The organism is Apibacter raozihei (assembly GCF_004014855.1).
Classification (GTDB): Bacteria; Bacteroidota; Bacteroidia; order Flavobacteriales; family Weeksellaceae; genus Apibacter; species Apibacter raozihei.
Genome location: NZ_CP034930.1, coordinates 1,549,214 through 1,567,414 on the forward strand (window position 1 = coordinate 1,549,214; position 18,201 = coordinate 1,567,414).

Genomic DNA, 18,201 nt, shown 5'->3' on the forward strand with positions numbered 1-18,201 from the left:
TTTGTGTTGGCAAATATAGTTTTTGATACTTATTTATGCATTATATTTTTTTATTTTCTATTTTTGTTATGATATGGCTGATTATATTAAGTTGAAATAAGAGTTCATATATTATAATGTCAGCAAATATTTTCAATCAAAATTAAAATATATGATTTTATGAACTTCGAATTGAAAAAATGGGAAGAGTCGGATGTTATGAGTCTGGTAAAACATGCCAACAATTATAACATATTTCGTTATTTAAGAGATTCCTTTCCTTTTCCGTATACAGAAAAAGACGGACAAACGTTTATTTCATTAAATCTCTATGAAAATCCGGTTAAAGAGTTTGCCATACACATAGATGGAAAAGCTGTAGGGGCTGTAGGAGTAACTCTTCAACCTGATATATACAGGAAAAGTGTTGAGATCGGCTATTGGCTTTCTGAATCATACTGGGGAAAAGGTATTATGCCGGAAGTTTTAAAAGAGATGGTAAACTATAGTTTTTCTACCTGGGATATCAGCAGAGTGTTTGCAAAGCCTTTTAGTATAAATGAACAATCTCAGAAAGTATTGGTTAAAGCAGGATTTCAATACGAAGCAACTCTGAAGAAGGCTATTTATAAAAATGATAGTTATCTGGATGAAATGATTTTTTCAGTCGTGCGATAAAAAATGGTTTATTCCATGTCAAATAATGTATAAGTTTGGGAAGAAGATTCGGTCAGAGCAATAATCCATTGGGTCCAGTTGATAATTGTAGAGGCTCTTCGATGGTACGTATTTTCTGAACGGATATTGAATAACAAACAATCCTTCATAAGCAGTATCACTAAATTTCTGTCCAGAGTTTTGTGTTTAAAGTAGTTTTTAATTGTCTGGTTAAAAATTTTATGACGAAGTATCAGTTTGCTGAATTCTAATTGTCGATTATACAAAGAAAGCGAGTAAACATTATTCCCTTTTTCAGTAAGGGTACAACCATTTTGCCCCTTACGCTGAGTGTACTGTAAAATTCCCAGATATTTTCCGGCATTTATATAATAGTCTGTCTGCCTGGGATCGAAATCATAATTTTCTGTAATCTCTTCTTTTGTCAGAAATTCACGAACTTTTAACAGCTCACCTAAATTAATAATTCTTTCAAAATTGTCGGCCTGAGGAAAAGGAATTTCTGGTTCTTCAATTAAAGATATTTGTTCAGCAATTAGAATAATGGTTTCCCTGTCTATTTGTTTATTTTTAAGAGTGTATTTTTTTTCCCTGATTAATTCCAGAGAATTGTAATGCTCAGTCTCATTAAAAAAATACTCACGTAAGTGAAAAAAACCGTTACTATAAGTCAAGAATAAAGGCACAATAGATTTTGATATTTTTTTTTGCCATAATCTGAAAGGATAATATAGCTGACGTATTAAAAAATCGTCGGATAAGTAATTTTTAGCCTCCAGTAAATACAAGTTATTTCTACCTTCATAACCGCCATCAATTTCAAGCTGGGAATTATCTACATGAACCGGAAGTTTGCCTGCACTGTGATCAATAATAAAATCAAAACAAGAAGAACTCATTCTGCCACTAACGGTAGGCATAAGTTTATCATCTTCTGTAAAATCTTGAAGAATTCCAGATATATAGGCACAATTAATAGCAGCGGCTTCACTGGTGATATTTTCGTAATTTAAACTTTCCAGCAATGGAGGGAACTTAATATTTTCAGTAATTATTTTTTGATTTTTGGCAAACGGATGAAATGTTTCAAATGTGCCTATAATATAATTGCCTCTGGATATGGGTAAGATAGATAAGTTGTTGTTTTTAAATAATTTAGGTAATTGTGAGCGATGATCGAACTTAGTCATCAACCGAGCTTCACGAAATTCATTAATCTCAAGTGATGAAATTTCAATACAGCTTTCTTCTGAAAGTCTCTCCAGAATTTTATATTTTTCAAATATTTTTATCCAGGCACTTTCGTTTTTCGATTCATTCATAATTTCTTATTAAAACTTCATCAATTTCTCCTCTTTTTTCACCTTTGGAATTGATTGAGCGACTGGCTTTAACCGTAAATTGGAAATAATCTTTATATAAATCCTTTATAAATTCTGAAGAAGAGTTGGAAAGCAAAAACTTGATATGTCTTGAATTTAGTTCGTCACAAGCTTCTTTAAGTCTTATCTGATCGGTTTTATTCCATCCTCCCTGAACGTAGCCTGTAAAATTTGAGCTTTCAGATATTGGATGATAAGGAGGATCTAAATAAATAAATGATTTTGGACTTGCTGATTTTAATATGCTTTCATAATCTGAATTTTTTAATAAAATTTCATTTTCATTTAAAAATTGGCTGACTGCTTTCAGAACGGATTCATTTATTATAGTAGGATTTTTATATTTCCCAAAGGGAGTATTGAACTTACCTGCATTGTTTACTCTATACAATCCGTTATAGCAAGTTTTATTCAAATAAATAAAACGGGAAGCTCTTTGGACATCGGTTAAATTTTTGTATTCCTCCGTACGATCTAGGTTTCGTATGGAATAAAAGTATTCAGAAGTGTTTTCATGTTTTGCTAAATCTTTTATCAAAGAAGTAAAATGATTTTTTACCACTTTATATACGTTGATTAGTTCGGTGTTGGAGTCATTAAGAATTGCTTGATTGGGCTGAAGGTGAAATAAAACGGCTCCTCCGCCGATAAATGGTTCTATATATTGGTAATCGTCTATGTTCTCAGGCATTAAGCTGATGATAGAGGGCATAATTTGCCTTTTTCCTCCCACCCATTTTAAAAATGGTGCAACCAACTTTTCTTTAGCCATCAAATATGTAATTATAAATTCATTTGCAAGATACTAATAATAATGAGTTTTTTACTAATTTAACCCTTTTACGAATGATTGTTTGCTTATAATCAGTAATTTAAAAAATGAAAATATTTTGTTTTTAATATGTATATTTAACGGAATTTAAAAATAAAACAAATGTCAAAAATACATATAGTTTGTTATCCAAATTGCAGTACTTGTAAAAAAGCATTAAAATGGTTAGATGAACATAATTTGGAATTTGAAGAAAGAAATATTGCAATTCAAAATCCTTCGGAAAGTGAATTAAAAAGCTGGAAGGAAAAAAGTAATTATCCTTTATCGAAATTCTTTAATACTTCAGGAAAAGTATATAAAGAACTAAATCTGAAGGATAAAGTAAAAGAGGCGAAAGATGAAGAACTATATTCTTTACTGGCAAGTAATGGAATGTTGGTGAAGAGACCTTTGCTAGTTACAGATTCTTTTGTTTTAGTAGGATTTAAGCCTGAGGAGTGGGAAGATAAGTTGTTGTAGTTTTTTTATTATTGTAAAAACATCGTAAAAATCTTATTATTATTCTTAGGCCTTGTAGAAAAAAGCGTTTATTAGTATTAGATCGTTTAATTTCAATATATTTGTTGATTCTAATTATTAAATATCATGATTTTATTCTTTTCAGGCCAATTTAGATATTTAAAAGTGATTTTTATTTTAAGTACTTGTTCTTTGTTAACTTCGTGTTTTGAAATTTTGGAGGAGGTAGATATGAATCCTGACGGAAGTGGAAAAATGTCCTTAACCATTAATTTGAGCCAGAGTAAAAATAAAGTTTCTTCAATTATGCTTCTTGATAGCATAAACGGACATAAAATTCCTAAAAAGAAAGATATACAAAAAAATTTAGAAGATTTATCAGCAAAACTAAAAAAAATCAAAGGTATCAGTAAAGTTACTTATCATACGGATTATACTCAGTTTATTGCAACTGTAAGTTTTAATTTTGATCACGTTTCAATTCTTAACAAGGCAAGTAAAGAAATTTTTACAGCATACAAATTAAAAGTAGATGAGGTTCCTGCATACAGTTATCAGACGTCAAAAAAAATATTTAAATACGAATATAATAATGCAAGTGCAAAAACAGCTTTTAATAAATTAAAAAAAGATGATAAGGAAATTTTTAAAAATGCAACATATACAAGTATTTACAGATTTCCTTATACTGTACAGCAAATAAAAAACACAAAATCTACTCTTTCAAAGAGTAAAAAATCAGTAATGCAGAAAACATCCATTTTGCATCTGATAAATAATACGGCCAATATTTCAAACCAAATACAATTAGTACCCTGATGAAATTTATATTTACAACATTAATTCTATCGTTTTTCATGGTTCTTTCAGCACAGGAAGAATTAGTTTATAAAATACCTAGAGATGCTTCTATAGTCATTCATGCCAAAGGAAATAAATTTTTAGAACACATTAGTCTGGAAGATTTTAATAAAACCCGTATGGGAGGCGTGCTTCTCAACCAATTTTTTAAAAAAGAGAAAGAAGATAAAGATATAAGAGATACAGGTATCGACTTTTCTGCAGATATGTATTTTTATCAACAAATTAATGATAGTATTATCTTTAACTGTTATCTGGTTTCATTGGATAATGCTTTAAAATTTGACCGGCTAATACAGCAAAAAGAAGATATAAATAAAAAAATAAAACTCAATAATGGATCTAAAGAATTTTATGAATCAGGTCAGTATTTAATTTGGGATACCAAAAAGCTTTTGTTAGTTTATGGTGAATTAAATGATGAGTATTTAAGAAAAGATACGATTATTGCTAAACGTTATGGATTGACAGAAAAATCAAGCTACGATTTTTATTATCCGGAAGATTCAATTGTTTTAAAAAAATATGATTATAACGAAGATTTTTCAGATATAGCGGTTGCAGCAGACTCAGCAATAGTTTCCTCTGATAATTATGATCGCTATTCTGATGTAGATACTATAGCTGTTCACTCTGAGTATGATGAACAAACTGATGATGATGATTTTGAAGATTCGCCTGTTGAATATGATAATTATGAAGAAAGGGAATATTATGATGAAAAGGCTTATGATAAATATCAGGCATCTCAAGATAGTATCAAAAATGAAATATTAAAGAATTGGATGTATTCTTATGGGGAATCTATTTTTAGAAGGACTAAAGCACAACCTTCAATCATGGAAAATGAAGAATATAGAAAAAGTATTGATAAGGATGCGGCTGTAACTTACTTTGTGAATATGTCAAGACCTTGGAGTCTTCTTCAATCTAATAAATTCATTTACTCAAAGCTGTATTATTATTATAACATATCATTGCTTACAAATGTTTTAAGTAAAAATGTTTCAGGCTCATTAAACATGGATAAAAATGCTATACGGTTAAAATATAATTTTGAGCTTTACGATAAAGATGTAGAAATGTACAAGCAACTTTATAACCATAAACTAAACAAAAAATTTTATAAATATATTGATTCTGACGAAGTGGTTGGTTATATGAGTTCGGCAATAAATACTCAGAAACTATTAGAATTATATCCTAAATTTATGGCTCGTATTTATGGAGAAGTCTTTAAAGAAAATAAAGATGAAATAAATCTTTTTGCTGAATTATTTTCTTTGTTTTTAGATGAAAAATCTGTTGCTGAAGTTATTAAAGGTGATGCTCTCTTTTTATTAAAGGGTTTTACTGCTAAAGAACACTCGTATAAAACGTATGACTATGATGAAGACTATAATGCAACTGAAGTGGAAAAAGTAAAAACATATAATGTGCCGGATTTCTTATTTATGGCTTCATCAGATAATCCGCGGATTATTTACTCGATATTAAATTACGGTATTAAAAAAGGTACAGTTAATGTAGAAGATGGTATCTATCATATACACCATACCAATATAGAGCCGGTGTCATTTTATATGTTTATAAAAGAGAATGAAAATATTGTATTTGTTGGATCATCAAAAGATGAATTGTTAAAAATCAAAACAAATACATTCAAAGCAAATCTTGATAAAAAGGATAAAATAAATCTTACTTCTAATAAATTTAATTTCAATTTTAAACCCTACAGGCTAGTTGGAAAATTACCTAAAAGCGGATTTGATAATATTGAGGAATTCATAAAAATGAGAAACCTATTCGGAGCTATGGGCGAAATTAATGGTAAAGATGAAGGGGTAAAAGGAAATTCAGTTGTAGGAGAATATAATTTCAGCACTACTGAGGAAGATAAAAATTCATTGAAATACTTTTTAAAATTGTCGGAAATGTTAACCGATATGTAAAAATGAAAAAAATTATTTACCTGATATGCACAGCCTTCTTTTCACTAATTATTCTTTTATGTGGATATTTTTGGTATCAGAAAAAACAATCACAGAATATTTTAGTTTATAACGAGACAAAAACTCTGATCAAGCTGGATACTTATCGATTAGTGAAAAAATTTATCAGTAATCAGAGGTATTTACCTGATTCTCTTACTAATGTAAATTCACTAATAGGAACAGTCGACATACCGGCGGATATTTTTCTTTTTACAGTGGATGGAAAAAAAGAAACCACCATATTCGGATCTCTCAACATAAAAGATTATAAATTATTTCACAAATATGTGACTACACATCTGGACTTAGAAAATGATAAGGATTTATCATCATTATATTCAAGTAAAGATAGAAAGTGGAAATTATTATATAACAAGAATACCGTTGTATTTGCATATTCAGCTACAAAGGAAAAAGTTTCGGATATCTTAAAAGAGTTAATTTTAAAAAAAAATACAGTAAAAATTAAAGAAAGTCCTTTCAAAAATATACTAAATAAAAAAGGTGAAATAGTTTTTTATAATTTAAGCAGTGAAGGAAGCATTCATTGGAAAGATTCAGCTATAAAAGGAGAAATTAAAATAAATTCTCATAAATTTAGTGTTTCAAAACCAATTAAAGCACCTGTATTTAGTAAAGATAATTTTGTTTCTTTATGGCTAAATGCCGATATAAGTTCTTATGCTTCCCATAAGTCTTTTAAAATTGGGGAATATAGATTAAATACAGATAGTATTTTACCTTATTTTAAAAATGAAGTTCAGGTTGAGATTAAAGAGCCTGTACAGCAGAAAGAACAGCAAATTTCTTATGAGTATGACGATAACTTTGAAAAAGTAGAAGTAATCAAAGAAAAAATTAATTTTGTTCCGGGATTTAATGTTAAAATTAAATCAGATGCCTATGGTTTAAAAACGTATCTGACACATGAAAATATTTTGCTGAAAAATGGTGAAATAAGTAGGGAGTTTTTTCCTTTGTTTAAAATAGAAGCTCAAAGTGAGCCTGATTATTTGGTTTTAAGCACAGTAAATAATGCTGTATTTGCCCCTAAAATAAGTTCTGACGTGATCTTTTATATGAAAGTTAATTTTGACAAAATGAGAACTCAAAAGGAATTTTCAGATTACAAAGCATATATGAAAAATTTGAAACGTTTGGAAATTATTACTCATTATATGAAAGAAAATAAGTTACTGGTTAACTTTTCTATAGAATCTGAAAATAATGATGTATTTTTTTTAATATCCTGGCTTTCATTAATCAGCAAATAATTTTTTAATTAATTTTTTTTATCAGTAATTACCATATCAGCTTTTTTGTAATAAAATAGCTCAGTTTTTGTTATAACTAAATTAAATTTTAATTATAAATCTTAAAGGTATGATTACTAATTTAAAATTATTTATCGGAACTATTATTTTCTGCCTTTTGTTTACAGGATGTACAGGAAGTAAAAAACATGCTATCAAATCCGGTTCTGAAACAGCTGAAAATAGGATTAATCCATATTTTTCAAGAACAGATACCCAACAAATTAATGTAAGTAATGCTCAATGGAAAAAGATTTTAAATCCTGAATTATACAAAGTTGCACGTTTAGGTGACACGGAAGTTCCGTTTACGGGTAAATATAATGATTTTAAAGGGTTAGGTATATACTATTGTGCAGTATGTGGAAATCAGCTTTTTCGTTCAGATTCTAAATTTTCATCTACTTGTGGCTGGCCCTCTTTTTTCGAACCTTCTCGCAAAAATAGTGTTGTATATAAGCAGGATACAAGTTATGGGATGGTGAGGGAGGAAGTTTTATGCGGAAGGTGTAAATCTCATTTAGGCCATGTTTTCGATGATGGACCTGAACCTACCGGGAAAAGATATTGTATGAATTCTATTTGTCTTGATTTTGTACCCGATTGATACAATGATTACTTAGAGTATGGCCTAATTATTGAAAATGTATTATATAAGTAATATAAATATGAAAAGATTAGTTGTTATAGTTTTGTTTTTCCTAGGATTTCTGGGAATGACAGCTCAGGAAAAAAAAGAGTTGGACATGGGAGATTTTTCCATAGTAAAAGTCTTTGACAGGATATCTGCTGATATTATAGCTTCCGATGAAAATAAGGTAGTGATTACTGGTTTAAAAAGAGAAGATGTAGATGTGGTGAATAAAAACGGAGAATTAAAAGTAAGAATGAAAACTACCAAACTTTTAGCAGGAGATGATGTAAAAGTAAAGATTTATTATCAGGGAGAAATTAGTAGTGCGCAGGCCAGTGAGGGAGCAGTAGTGAAAGTAGTGGATAAAATATCTTCTTCTTCAGTTTTTTTAAATGCTAAAGAAGGAGCTATGGTCAGTGCTGAAGTTGAAACTTCTAAATTAGAAGCAAGAGTCAATTCCGGAGGAATTATTAATGTTTCAGGTCATGCTGATGAGCAGGATGTAGTCATTACTTCCGGAGGTAAGTATAATGGAAAAGATCTGGATTCTGAAAATGCATCAGTAGCAATTAATGCAGGAGGGAATGCGATGATTACGGCAACTGAAAAAGTTAATGCTAAAACCCGTGCAGGAGGTGTAATAGATATATACGGCAAACCTGAAGTAAGCCAGCAGACTTTAGCCGGTGGAAAAATTATTAAACATTAATTGTTTAATTTTTTTGTTAATAAAAAGCCTGATAAATTTCATTTTATAAAGAAAATCTATCAGGTTTTTCATTTTGTAATAAAAAAAATTAGTAAATTTGTATCCTTTTCAATAGAATTGGAATATTAGTTTAATTAGTTTAGTTTAGATTGTAGCAAAGGTCATTTCTTTTGCTGCAATTTTTTTTATTTTACTTCCAAAGATTTACGTATTCTGCTTAATGTTTCTGAAGCTATTACTCTGGTTTTTTCTGCACCTTCCAAAAGAATATTTTCTAAAAGATCTAAATTATCCATGTAATAATTGTATTTTTCTCTTGCTTCAGCAAATTCTCTGAGAATTATTTCCAATAACTCTTTTTTTGCATGTCCGTAACCATAACCACCAGCAAGGTAGTTTTTTCTCATAGTTTCAGTTTCATCTTTGCTGGCAATTAACTTATATATAGCAAATGCATTACAAGTATCCGGATTTTTAGGTTCTTCCAAAGGTGTTGAGTCTGTAACTATGGACATAATCTGTTTTTTTAACTCTTTTTCGGGAGCAAAAATCTGAATTGTATTTCCTCTTGACTTACTCATTTTGTTTCCATCAGTTCCGGGCACGTACATGGTGTTTTCCTGCAATTTTGATTCTGGCAGTACTAAAACTTCTCCGTGTATATGATTAAATCTTTGAGCTACATCTCGTGTCATTTCCAAATGTTGAAGTTGATCTTTTCCCACAGGAACAATGTTTGCATCATATAAAAGTATATCTGCTGCCATCAGCATAGGGTAGGTAAATAAACCGGCATTTACATCCTCCAATCTATCAGCTTTATCTTTAAAACCATGGGCTAATGCCAGACGGCTGTAAGGAAAATAACAAAGCAGGTACCACATAAGCTCAGTGACTTCAGGAATATCGGACTGACGATAAAAAAAGGTTTTAGAAGTATCTAATCCACAGGCAAGCCAGGTTGCTGCAATTTCATAAGTATTTTGCTTTAATATTTTTGAATCTTTGATTTGAGTCATTGAATGAAGATTCGCAATAAAGAAAAAAGACTCGTTATTAGGGTCTTTGCTTAATTTTACTGCGGGCAAAATAGCACCTAATAAATTTCCTAAATGAGGTGTGCCTGTACTTTGTATTCCTGTTAAAACTCTCATAAATGTATTTTAATGAAGTGCAAATTTACATTAATAGAAAGTCTTGGTAAAATTTAAGGAAAAAAATATGAGGAAATAATTTAAATTATTTCCTCATTTATGATATAAAGCTTTATATATTTTATTATTTAAACCATTCTTTAGGGAATACGCCTGGCTTGAAAAAATAAGCAAAGGCAAGTATTATTGCACCTACAGTTATGGATGAATCTGCAACATTAAATATATAGTTAAAAAATTGAATACGATCACCTCCCCATATTGGAACCCATTCGGGAAGGATACTGTCTATAAGCGGAAATCTGAACATATCGACAACACAACCTCCGAATAACGGAGCGTAGCCTTCAAAATTAAGTTTTGAAATTCCCGAATATCCGTCCCAAACCTGAAAAGCAGAATCGTACGTAGTGCCGGTGTCAAAAATAATTCCGTAGAATATGCTATCAATTAAATTACCGATTGCGCCCGCAAATATAAGTCCTGCAGGTATAATAAATAACCAGGAAGTTGCTTTTTTAGACCATTTATTAATATAAAAAGCCATAAAAGCAATTAAAACCAGTCGTAATAAGCTCAATCCTATCTTGCCTAAAAACCCGCCCAATTGTACTCCGTATGCCATTCCGGGATTTTCAACATAAGTAAGGTAGAACCAGTCGAAAACCTTTACTTCTTCATGTAAATGAAAATGAGTTTTTATATAAATTTTGGATATCTGATCAATGAGCAGGATAAGAAAGGTTATACCTAGGACTTTTTTCATTTTTAGTATTGCTTATTTTTAGCTTCAATACTCAAAGTAGCATGAGGCACAGCTTTTAATCGTTCTTTACCTATAAGTTTACCTGTCACACGACAAATACCATAAGTTTTATTTTCTATTCTTACCAGTGCATTTCTTAAATCACGGATAAACTTTTCCTGACGGGATGCTAGTTGAGCATTACTTTCTTTACTCATAGTTTCAGAACCCTCTTCAAAAGCTTTGAATGTAGGAGAGGTATCATCAGTTCCATTATTTAAATCGTTTACAAAAGCCTCTTTTAACATGGATAAATCATTTTCTGCTTTCTCAATTTTATCCAAGATAATTGCTTTGAACTCTTCCAGCTCTTCGTCCGAGTATCTTAATCTGTCTTCTGCCATAGTTTTACATTTTTTTTAAGGATAGGTTAATAATAATATTGTCAATATCCAGCTCAGTTCCATCTGTGATGTTATCAGAAAAAGATAACTTGTCAGTTAAGGTTTCCGAGCAGATATATTCGTAGTTTGCGTTTACAGCTTTTTCAATCTCTTCATTTGATTCAAAAATCAATGAAATTCTGTCTGTAACTTCCAGGCCTTGATCTTTTCTAAGATTTTGTATTCTGTTAACCAATTCCCGGGCTATACCTTCCGATTTTAATTCCGGTGTTATAGTAATATCCAGGGCAACGGTTAATTTGCCATCAGTGGTAACCAGCCAGCCGGTGATGTCCTGAGTGCTGATTTCGATGTCTTCAAGAGTAAGTTCGTACCCTTGAACATTTACTTTTCCTGCTTGCTCAAGTTCCTGAATTTGTTCATTTGAAAAATTCTGAAGCTCCTGGGATACTGTTTTTAGATCTTTACCTAATTTTGGTCCTAAAGCTTTGAAGTTAGGTTTAACTGCTTTAACAATTAAATCAGAAGCTTCTTTAGGATTAAGAAGTTGTACTTCTTTTACGTTTACTTCTTGTTTGATTATAGGAATGATAGCTTCTAAATGGGATTGATTTTCTTCATTTAGCACAGGTATCATTATTTTTTGTAAGGGTTGACGTACTTTTATATTTTCTTTTTTTCTTAGTGAAAATACCATGCTGGTAATTTGTTGAGCCAGATGGGTTCGCTCCAGAAGAATAGTATTTATACTGTTTGCATCTTTTAGAGGGAAATCAGCAAGATGTACAGATAAAAACGGCTCCTGATTAGTAACCTGATTTAAATCCCGGTATAATTTGTCTGAATAGAAAGGGGCAGCCGGTGACATTAACTTAGCAACATTAACTAAACAGGTATATAAAGTCTGGTATGCAGATATTTTATCATGAGAGTATTCTCCTTTCCAGAAACGTCTTCTGGAAAGCCTTACATACCAATTGCTTAAGTTATCTATAACAAAAGTGTTTATTGCACGTAATGCTTTTGTAGGTTCATAATCGGCATAAAAATTATCAACTTCTTCAATAAGTAAATTTAATTCGGATATAATCCATTGATCCAATTCATTTTTTTCATGAAAAGGAATAGGAGCTTCTTTAAATGTAAACCCGTCAACATTAGCGTAAAGTGAGAAAAATGAATAAGTATTGTATAAAGTGCCGAATATTTTTCTTCTTACTTCATCAATACCTTTCAAATCAAACTTTAAATTATCCCAGGGCTGGGCGTTGGATATCATATACCAACGGGTTGCATCAGGACCAAACATGGCTAATGTTTCAAATGGTTCAACCGCATTGCCTTTACTCTTAGACATTTTATTCCCTTTGCTGTCCAGAACCAATCCGTTTGATACCACATTTTTATACGTCAGACTATCAAAGACCATAGTGCCTATTGCATGAAGTGTGTAAAACCAACCCCGGGTCTGATCTACTCCTTCTGCAATAAAATCGGCAGGATATGATTTTCCGGAATCTATCATTTGCTTATTTTCAAATGGATAGTGCCATTGAGCATAAGGCATGGAGCCTGAATCGAACCAAACATCAATAAGATCAGACTCCCGTTTCATCGGTTTTCCACTTTTTGAAACAAGAATAATCTGGTCAACTATATTTTTATGCAGGTCTACTTTGCTATAATTATCTTCAGTATAATCTCCGGAAATAAATCCTTCAAATATGTTGTGAGGCATGAATCCAGCCTCTACTGATTTATTCATTTCTGTCATTAATTCTTCTAAAGAACCAATAACTATTTCTTCTTTGGCATCCTCAGTTCTCCATATAGGTAATGGGATTCCCCAATATCTAGATCGGGAAAGATTCCAGTCGTTTGCATTTTCAAGCCAGTTCCCAAATCTTCCTTCTCCGGTAGCCTTAGGTTTCCAGTTGATTGATTGGTTCAGTTCAGACATTCTATCTCTGACTTCCGGTATTTTAATAAACCAGGAATCCAGCGGATAGTAGAGAATCGGTTTGTCTGTTCGCCAGCAATGTGGGTAACTGTGTGAATATTTTTCAACTTTAAAAGCCTTGTTTTCCGTTTTAAGTAAAATGGCCAGTTCAACATCTGTTGAACGTTCTGGCATTTCTTCATCTTTGTAATATTCAATACGAACATATTTTCCCCCAAACGGTTCTGGTAAACTTTGAAGGAATTTACCTTGTAAGTCTACTAACGGAACCGGATTTTGATTTTCATCAAGTACCAGCATAGGAGGAATTCCGTGCTCTTTAGATACTTTAGCATCATCAGCACCAAATGTGGCGGCCGTGTGTACTATCCCAGTACCATCTTCAGTAGTTACATGATCACCGTCTATAACAACAAAAGCTTTTTCAGGATTTTCGTAAGGTAAAGCCCATGGTAACAACTGTTCATATTTAATGCCTACTAAATCTTTTCCTTTATATTCTGCAAGTATTTTATAAGGTATCTTCTTATCTTCAGCCTTATAATTTTCAAACTCATCATCTGTTTCGGATAATTTGTATTTTCCACTCATTTGAGAATTTAGCAATGCCTTGGCTAAGATAATATTTACCGGTTCAAAAGTATATTGATTAAAAGTTTGCACTAATACATAATCAATCGTTGTTCCTACCGTTAATGCCGTATTGGAAGGAAGCGTCCAAGGAGTAGTGGTCCAAGCTAAGAAATATACATCACCTTTTATAGAAGAGAACAATTCCGTACTATTTTTCAGAGCTTTGAACTGAGCTACGATAGTTGTATCTGTTATATCTCGGTAGGCACCGGGCAGACTTAATTCATGAGACGATAATCCTGTTCCTGCTTTTGGGGAATAAGGCTGTATTGTGTATCCTTTGTAAAGGAGATTTTTATTGTAAATTTGTTTTAATAACCACCAGACACTTTCCATGTATTTGGGCTCATAGGTAATATAGGGATGTTTCATATCTACCCAGTAACCTATTTGCTCGGTAAGCTGATTCCAGGCACCTGTATAACGCATTACAGCTTCTCTGCAGGCTTTATTGTAATCTTCAACTGATATTTTTTTACCAATGTCTTCTTTGGTTATTCCTAATTCCTTTTCGACACCCAGTTCAACAGGTAATCCATGAGTATCCCAACCGGCTTTTCTGTGCACCTGTTTTCCTTTTAGTGTATGATATCTGCAGAAAATATCTTTAATGGTTCGGGCCATGACGTGATGTATTCCCGGCATTCCATTAGCAGAAGGTGGTCCTTCAAAAAAAACATATTGAGGTTTTCCCTCACGAGAGTTAATACTTTCCTGAAAAATGTTTTTTTCTTTCCAAAAAGCAGATATTTCGTCTGCAAATTTATTTAGATCGAGTCCTTTGTATTCTTGAAATTTATTGCTCATTTTTTATTCTCTGCCTAGGGTAAAAAATTAGTTGGCAAATATACGAAAAAATATCAGTTTTACAGTTAAAAAATCACCATTAATGTTAGCCTGATTTTTGATTTAAATAAAGGATTTATTGACATTTGCGTGAGAAATAATAGGCAAATGTTGAAAGTCTGAATTTTTGTTTAATTCATTATTTTTGATTTGTCTGATAATGGGTATTTTTAATAAGAAAGTTTCAGCTTTTTATAGTTTAAAATTTAATTAATTTGTAAGGGGTTTTATATTTTCTAGATAGTAAGATTATTCCGTTCATAAAAGAAAATTATATGCATCAGTGATAATCCTATGTTTTAAAGTAAAGGAGATATCAGTTTAGCCATAGAGTTTCCGAATTTGACTAATTTATTTCTTTGGTTCCATTCAGCATAAGAAATTTCTGTACTGTTTGCTAAATCTTCCATAAAAGCATTACATAATTCTTCATTGATTTTACGACTATATACAAGAGCGCTTATTTCAAAATTCAAATCAAAACTTCTCATATCTATGTTGGCAGATCCGACAATAGAAAGATTGTCATCGGAAACAATCGTTTTTGCATGAACAAATCCTTTGGTATACCTGAAAATACGTACACCTGCTGCCAGCAATTCCAAATAATAGGAACAAGAGGCAGCATTAACTACCATGCTGTCTGAATTGTATGGTACTAACAAGCGTACATCAACTCCGCTAAGCGCAGCGAATTTCAACGCATTTACAATCGTTTCGTTAGGTATAAGATAAGGAGTTGTTAAGTATAAACGTTTTTGGCTGGCAGTGATAATACCGTTATATACAAGCATGATGGTAGCTCTGTCACTATCAGGCCCGCTGGCAGCAAACTGGATTAGCTCATCATCTTTTTGTGTAAACTTAGAGTCTTTGGGATAAAAATATTGCCTGTCAAAATAATCGACAGGGCTTTCTGAGCAAAAATTCCAATCATTGAGGAAATTATATTGCAGTCCGTTAACGGCTTCTCCTTCAATCATCAGGTGAGTATCTCTCCAGTATAACTTTGTATCAGGAGTGTTTATATATCTGTCGTCAACGTTAATTCCACCTATAAATCCTATTTTAGAATCAATGACAATTACTTTTCTATGGTTTCGATAATTCATACGGTTAGCCAGTGCATATAATTTTATTTTATAAAAGGCTGCTACCTGAACACCAGCTTTTCGAAGTTCAGGTATCATTTTTTTATTAAGTGAATGGCTACCGAAATCATCGTAGATAAATCGAATGGTTACTCCTTCATTTGCTTTTTGAATTAGAATTTCTTTAATTTTATTGCCTATTCTATCATCGGAGAAAATGTAATACTCAATATGAATGTGTTTTTCTGCTTTTTTAAGAGCATCAATTACTTCTGTAAACTTGTTTTCGCCGTTAATTAAAAGTTTAGTGCGATTAGCAGTATATAAAGCTGAAGAGGTATCTTTTAAAAGCATTCTGATAGGATGTGTTTTCCCCTCTAGAAGCTTTCTGTGATTTTCAATTCTTTTTTCCGAATGTTCAAAAATTTGATTTTTGATGGTTTCGTAAAAATTTCGGTCCCGAAAATATTTTCTCTTATACAGTTTTTCGAGCCTGTAATTAACTCCTATTGAAAAATAAAGTATGGCGCCGATTATCGGTAAAACCAGTACAAGTAGCAGATATCCTAATGCTTTGGCAGGGCTTTCTGTATCTTTAATTATTTTAATTACTGTGTAAAGAATAAATAAAGAATAAATAATAGTTATAAAAAGTGTGATAATTTCAGGGTTTAAAAGCTTTGCTGCATCGGTTATTTTATGCATATACTTACGGGTTAATAAATAATATATAAATTTAATAATTATTATTACAAATGTGAATTAAAATGTAAATGATTATAAAATAAGAAGGGGAGAAAATTTCTCACCTTCTTCTAATTAATGTGTATATGAATAATTATAAGCTGTACTTAATCTAAAATTTTGAAAAAAACTTTAGATCTTATTTTTATTATTGTTTATGAAGAGTAGCAAAATTGACTTTCGGAATATTGAGGACGTAATTTATTTTGACTGTATTAAGATCTGTAGATATAATTTTGTAGAGGAGGTAATAAAAAAATAAATTGTTGAAATGTAATTTGATTTTTGGTTTGATATTGAAAGTAATTATTTTCCGAACACTTGATCAGGCAGAAATTACGTTGGTTTTTTTTTCTCATATTTAAGTACTTGTGGCTTGTATAAAAGTAGGAAATTTTAACCAATAAAGTTAGTAAATAACTTATGTAATTACATGATATATATCACAATATTACAATATTTATAGTTCCGTTCAAAAATAGTTAAACAGAGGCTGTGTCATCTTTAGATTGTAAATAGTCCCAGTCATTACGGGTTCTCATTACCTGTTCAATGACATCACGAACACAACCTTGACCGCCTGAAATAGGAGATATATAATCTGCAATTGAAAGTATTTCGCTGCATGCATCTTTCGGAGCAGCTCCTACACCCACCTTAGTCATTACATCATAATCGGGTAAGTCGTCACCCATATAAAGTACTTCCTGAGGTTTAAGTCCGTATTTGTAAAGGAAATCTTCCATATCCTCCCATTTATTTTGAGAGGCTAAATATACGTCAGTTATACCAAGGTATTTCATTCTACTTACCACCGATTCGTCTTTACCTCCTGTAATAATTGCTATTTTATAACCTTTTTTTACAGCATACTGTAATACAAATCCATCTTTAGTGTTCATACTTCGAATCATCTGATTGTTAATCAGAATAAGACTTCCATCAGTCATTACGCCATCTACATCAAAAACAAAAGAAGTTATGTGATGTAATTTTTCTTTATAATTTGTCATTGTACGTGTAAAATATTGAATCAGTTAGTAGTTGGTAAATCTGATATTTTCGGCTATCAGATTCTTTTTCAAGTATTTCTAGATGTTTTTTAATTATTAATTCTTCGTTTCTTCTGGCAGGTCCAGTCTGAGCTTCATACGGAAGAATATCGTCTTCAATTTTACCTGCTGTTTCTTTAATCAGCGGTTTTAGCATATCAAAAGGAATATTCTGTTTTTTACAAATTTCATTCGCTATATAATACATGTGATTGGTAAAATTATTTGCCCAAATGGCAGCCATATGAATTTTTAATCTTGTATCCGAATCTGTAACCCTTACATCTTCTGATATTCTTTTTCCAAGATTTAGTAATAAAAGCTCATCTTCAGGAAACTCGGCTTCTATAAGAAAAGGAATGTCTTTGATAGTTCTTCGTTTAGAAAAAGTTTGTAAAGGGTAAAAAACCCCTTTCCTGTATTTGCCTTTTAATGCAGAAATAGCTGTAGATCCTGAAGTATGTACAACTAAACAATCTTCGTAAGGTATATAGTACGATATCTCAGAAATTGCTTTATCTGCTGTACATATTATATATATGTCGGCTTTTACGATTTCTGAAATTTTATCGGTATAATTTATATTGTAATTATTGGCCAGCTCCTGAGCTTTACTTAGAGTTCTGTTAAATATCTGAACAACATTTACCGTATTATCCAGTAATACTCTAATTAAATGATAAGCTACACTACCTGCTCCTACAACTACTACTTTTTTATGCATATTG

The 18,201-nt window shown here is 31.3% G+C and carries 16 protein-coding genes; 7 read left to right on the forward strand and 9 right to left on the reverse strand.

All coding sequences use genetic code 11. The features are described from left to right. Positions 1-159: 159 nt before the first annotated feature. Positions 160-657: a GNAT family N-acetyltransferase gene (locus tag EOV51_RS06980; RefSeq protein ID WP_128151252.1), complete on the forward strand. Its 498-nt coding sequence runs from the start codon at positions 160-162 to the stop codon at positions 655-657. Positions 658-665: 8 nt separating this feature from the next. Here EOV51_RS06980 and EOV51_RS06985 read toward each other — a convergent pair whose 3' ends face one another. Then, on the reverse strand, positions 666-1,979 hold the full coding sequence (locus EOV51_RS06985) for a type II restriction enzyme (protein WP_128151254.1): 1,314 nt from the start codon (positions 1,977-1,979) through the stop codon (positions 666-668). Further along, positions 1,972-2,811 (reverse strand): DNA adenine methylase, encoded by an 840-nt coding sequence (locus tag EOV51_RS06990; RefSeq protein WP_128151257.1) that lies wholly within the window; start codon positions 2,809-2,811, stop codon positions 1,972-1,974. Before EOV51_RS06990 ends, EOV51_RS06985 begins: the two co-directional genes overlap by 8 nt. 162 nt (positions 2,812-2,973) lie before the next feature. Here EOV51_RS06990 and EOV51_RS06995 point away from each other — a divergent pair, with 162 nt between their 5' ends. The 6 genes from EOV51_RS06995 (at position 2,974) to EOV51_RS07020 (ending at position 8,844) form a co-directional block, all read left to right on the forward strand. Further along, complete coding sequence (locus EOV51_RS06995) at positions 2,974-3,333, forward strand: arsenate reductase family protein (RefSeq protein ID WP_128151259.1); 360 nt, start codon at positions 2,974-2,976, stop codon at positions 3,331-3,333. A gap of 165 nt (positions 3,334-3,498) precedes the next feature. Then, complete coding sequence (locus EOV51_RS07000) at positions 3,499-4,152, forward strand: hypothetical protein (RefSeq protein ID WP_228427758.1); 654 nt, start codon at positions 3,499-3,501, stop codon at positions 4,150-4,152. After that, on the forward strand, positions 4,152-6,146 hold the full coding sequence (locus tag EOV51_RS07005; RefSeq protein ID WP_128151263.1) for a hypothetical protein: 1,995 nt from the start codon (positions 4,152-4,154) through the stop codon (positions 6,144-6,146). Before EOV51_RS07000 ends, EOV51_RS07005 begins: the two co-directional genes overlap by 1 nt. 2 nt (positions 6,147-6,148) lie before the next feature. Then, positions 6,149-7,462, forward strand: a complete 1,314-nt coding sequence (locus tag EOV51_RS07010; protein ID WP_128151265.1) for a hypothetical protein — start codon at positions 6,149-6,151, stop codon at positions 7,460-7,462. A 109-nt stretch (positions 7,463-7,571) separates the two neighbouring features. Next, a complete protein-coding gene (gene msrB / locus EOV51_RS07015; RefSeq protein ID WP_128151267.1) occupies positions 7,572-8,108 on the forward strand; it encodes a peptide-methionine (R)-S-oxide reductase MsrB in 537 nt (178 codons plus the stop codon). 61 nt (positions 8,109-8,169) lie between these two features. Then, positions 8,170-8,844, forward strand: a complete 675-nt coding sequence (locus tag EOV51_RS07020; RefSeq protein ID WP_164875258.1) for a head GIN domain-containing protein — start codon at positions 8,170-8,172, stop codon at positions 8,842-8,844. A gap of 185 nt (positions 8,845-9,029) precedes the next feature. Here EOV51_RS07020 and trpS read toward each other — a convergent pair whose 3' ends face one another. The 7 genes from trpS to EOV51_RS07055 form a co-directional block, all read right to left on the reverse strand. After that, positions 9,030-9,998: a tryptophan--tRNA ligase gene (trpS, locus tag EOV51_RS07025; protein WP_128151271.1), complete on the reverse strand. Its 969-nt coding sequence runs from the start codon at positions 9,996-9,998 to the stop codon at positions 9,030-9,032. A gap of 124 nt (positions 9,999-10,122) precedes the next feature. After that, entirely contained in the window at positions 10,123-10,764 is a 642-nt protein-coding gene (locus EOV51_RS07030) for a lipoprotein signal peptidase (RefSeq protein ID WP_128151273.1), read from the reverse strand. Positions 10,765-10,766: 2 nt separating this feature from the next. Continuing rightward, positions 10,767-11,147, reverse strand: coding sequence for a TraR/DksA family transcriptional regulator (locus EOV51_RS07035; RefSeq protein WP_128151275.1), 381 nt, complete (start codon positions 11,145-11,147; stop codon positions 10,767-10,769). Positions 11,148-11,151: 4 nt separating this feature from the next. Next, on the reverse strand, positions 11,152-14,547 hold the full coding sequence (gene ileS, locus EOV51_RS07040; RefSeq protein WP_128151277.1) for an isoleucine--tRNA ligase: 3,396 nt from the start codon (positions 14,545-14,547) through the stop codon (positions 11,152-11,154). A 338-nt stretch (positions 14,548-14,885) separates the two neighbouring features. Continuing rightward, positions 14,886-16,382, reverse strand: a complete 1,497-nt coding sequence (cls, locus tag EOV51_RS07045) for a cardiolipin synthase (RefSeq protein ID WP_128151279.1) — start codon at positions 16,380-16,382, stop codon at positions 14,886-14,888. A gap of 521 nt (positions 16,383-16,903) precedes the next feature. Next, complete coding sequence (locus tag EOV51_RS07050) at positions 16,904-17,434, reverse strand: KdsC family phosphatase (protein ID WP_128151281.1); 531 nt, start codon at positions 17,432-17,434, stop codon at positions 16,904-16,906. After that, complete coding sequence (locus EOV51_RS07055; RefSeq protein ID WP_128151283.1) at positions 17,421-18,197, reverse strand: Rossmann-like and DUF2520 domain-containing protein; 777 nt, start codon at positions 18,195-18,197, stop codon at positions 17,421-17,423. The genes EOV51_RS07050 and EOV51_RS07055 overlap by 14 nt, the downstream gene beginning before the upstream one ends. Between the last annotated feature and the right edge of the window lie 4 nt (positions 18,198-18,201).

Coding starts and splice junctions, on each gene's coding strand:
- trpS (WP_128151271.1), bottom strand. CDS start 9,998: ATGAGAGTTTTAACAGGAATACAAAGTACAGGCACACCTCATTTAGGA.
- EOV51_RS06995 (WP_128151259.1), top strand. CDS start 2,974: ATGTCAAAAATACATATAGTTTGTTATCCAAATTGCAGTACTTGTAAA.
- EOV51_RS07010 (WP_128151265.1), top strand. CDS start 6,149: ATGAAAAAAATTATTTACCTGATATGCACAGCCTTCTTTTCACTAATT.
- EOV51_RS07035 (WP_128151275.1), bottom strand. CDS start 11,147: ATGGCAGAAGACAGATTAAGATACTCGGACGAAGAGCTGGAAGAGTTC.
- EOV51_RS07050 (WP_128151281.1), bottom strand. CDS start 17,434: ATGACAAATTATAAAGAAAAATTACATCACATAACTTCTTTTGTTTTT.
- cls (WP_128151279.1), bottom strand. CDS start 16,382: ATGCATAAAATAACCGATGCAGCAAAGCTTTTAAACCCTGAAATTATC.
- ileS (WP_128151277.1), bottom strand. CDS start 14,547: ATGAGCAATAAATTTCAAGAATACAAAGGACTCGATCTAAATAAATTT.
- EOV51_RS07020 (WP_164875258.1), top strand. CDS start 8,170: ATGAAAAGATTAGTTGTTATAGTTTTGTTTTTCCTAGGATTTCTGGGA.
- EOV51_RS06985 (WP_128151254.1), bottom strand. CDS start 1,979: ATGAATGAATCGAAAAACGAAAGTGCCTGGATAAAAATATTTGAAAAA.
- EOV51_RS07005 (WP_128151263.1), top strand. CDS start 4,152: ATGAAATTTATATTTACAACATTAATTCTATCGTTTTTCATGGTTCTT.
- EOV51_RS07055 (WP_128151283.1), bottom strand. CDS start 18,197: ATGCATAAAAAAGTAGTAGTTGTAGGAGCAGGTAGTGTAGCTTATCAT.
- EOV51_RS06980 (WP_128151252.1), top strand. CDS start 160: ATGAACTTCGAATTGAAAAAATGGGAAGAGTCGGATGTTATGAGTCTG.
- EOV51_RS07030 (WP_128151273.1), bottom strand. CDS start 10,764: ATGAAAAAAGTCCTAGGTATAACCTTTCTTATCCTGCTCATTGATCAG.
- msrB (WP_128151267.1), top strand. CDS start 7,572: ATGATTACTAATTTAAAATTATTTATCGGAACTATTATTTTCTGCCTT.
- EOV51_RS06990 (WP_128151257.1), bottom strand. CDS start 2,811: ATGGCTAAAGAAAAGTTGGTTGCACCATTTTTAAAATGGGTGGGAGGA.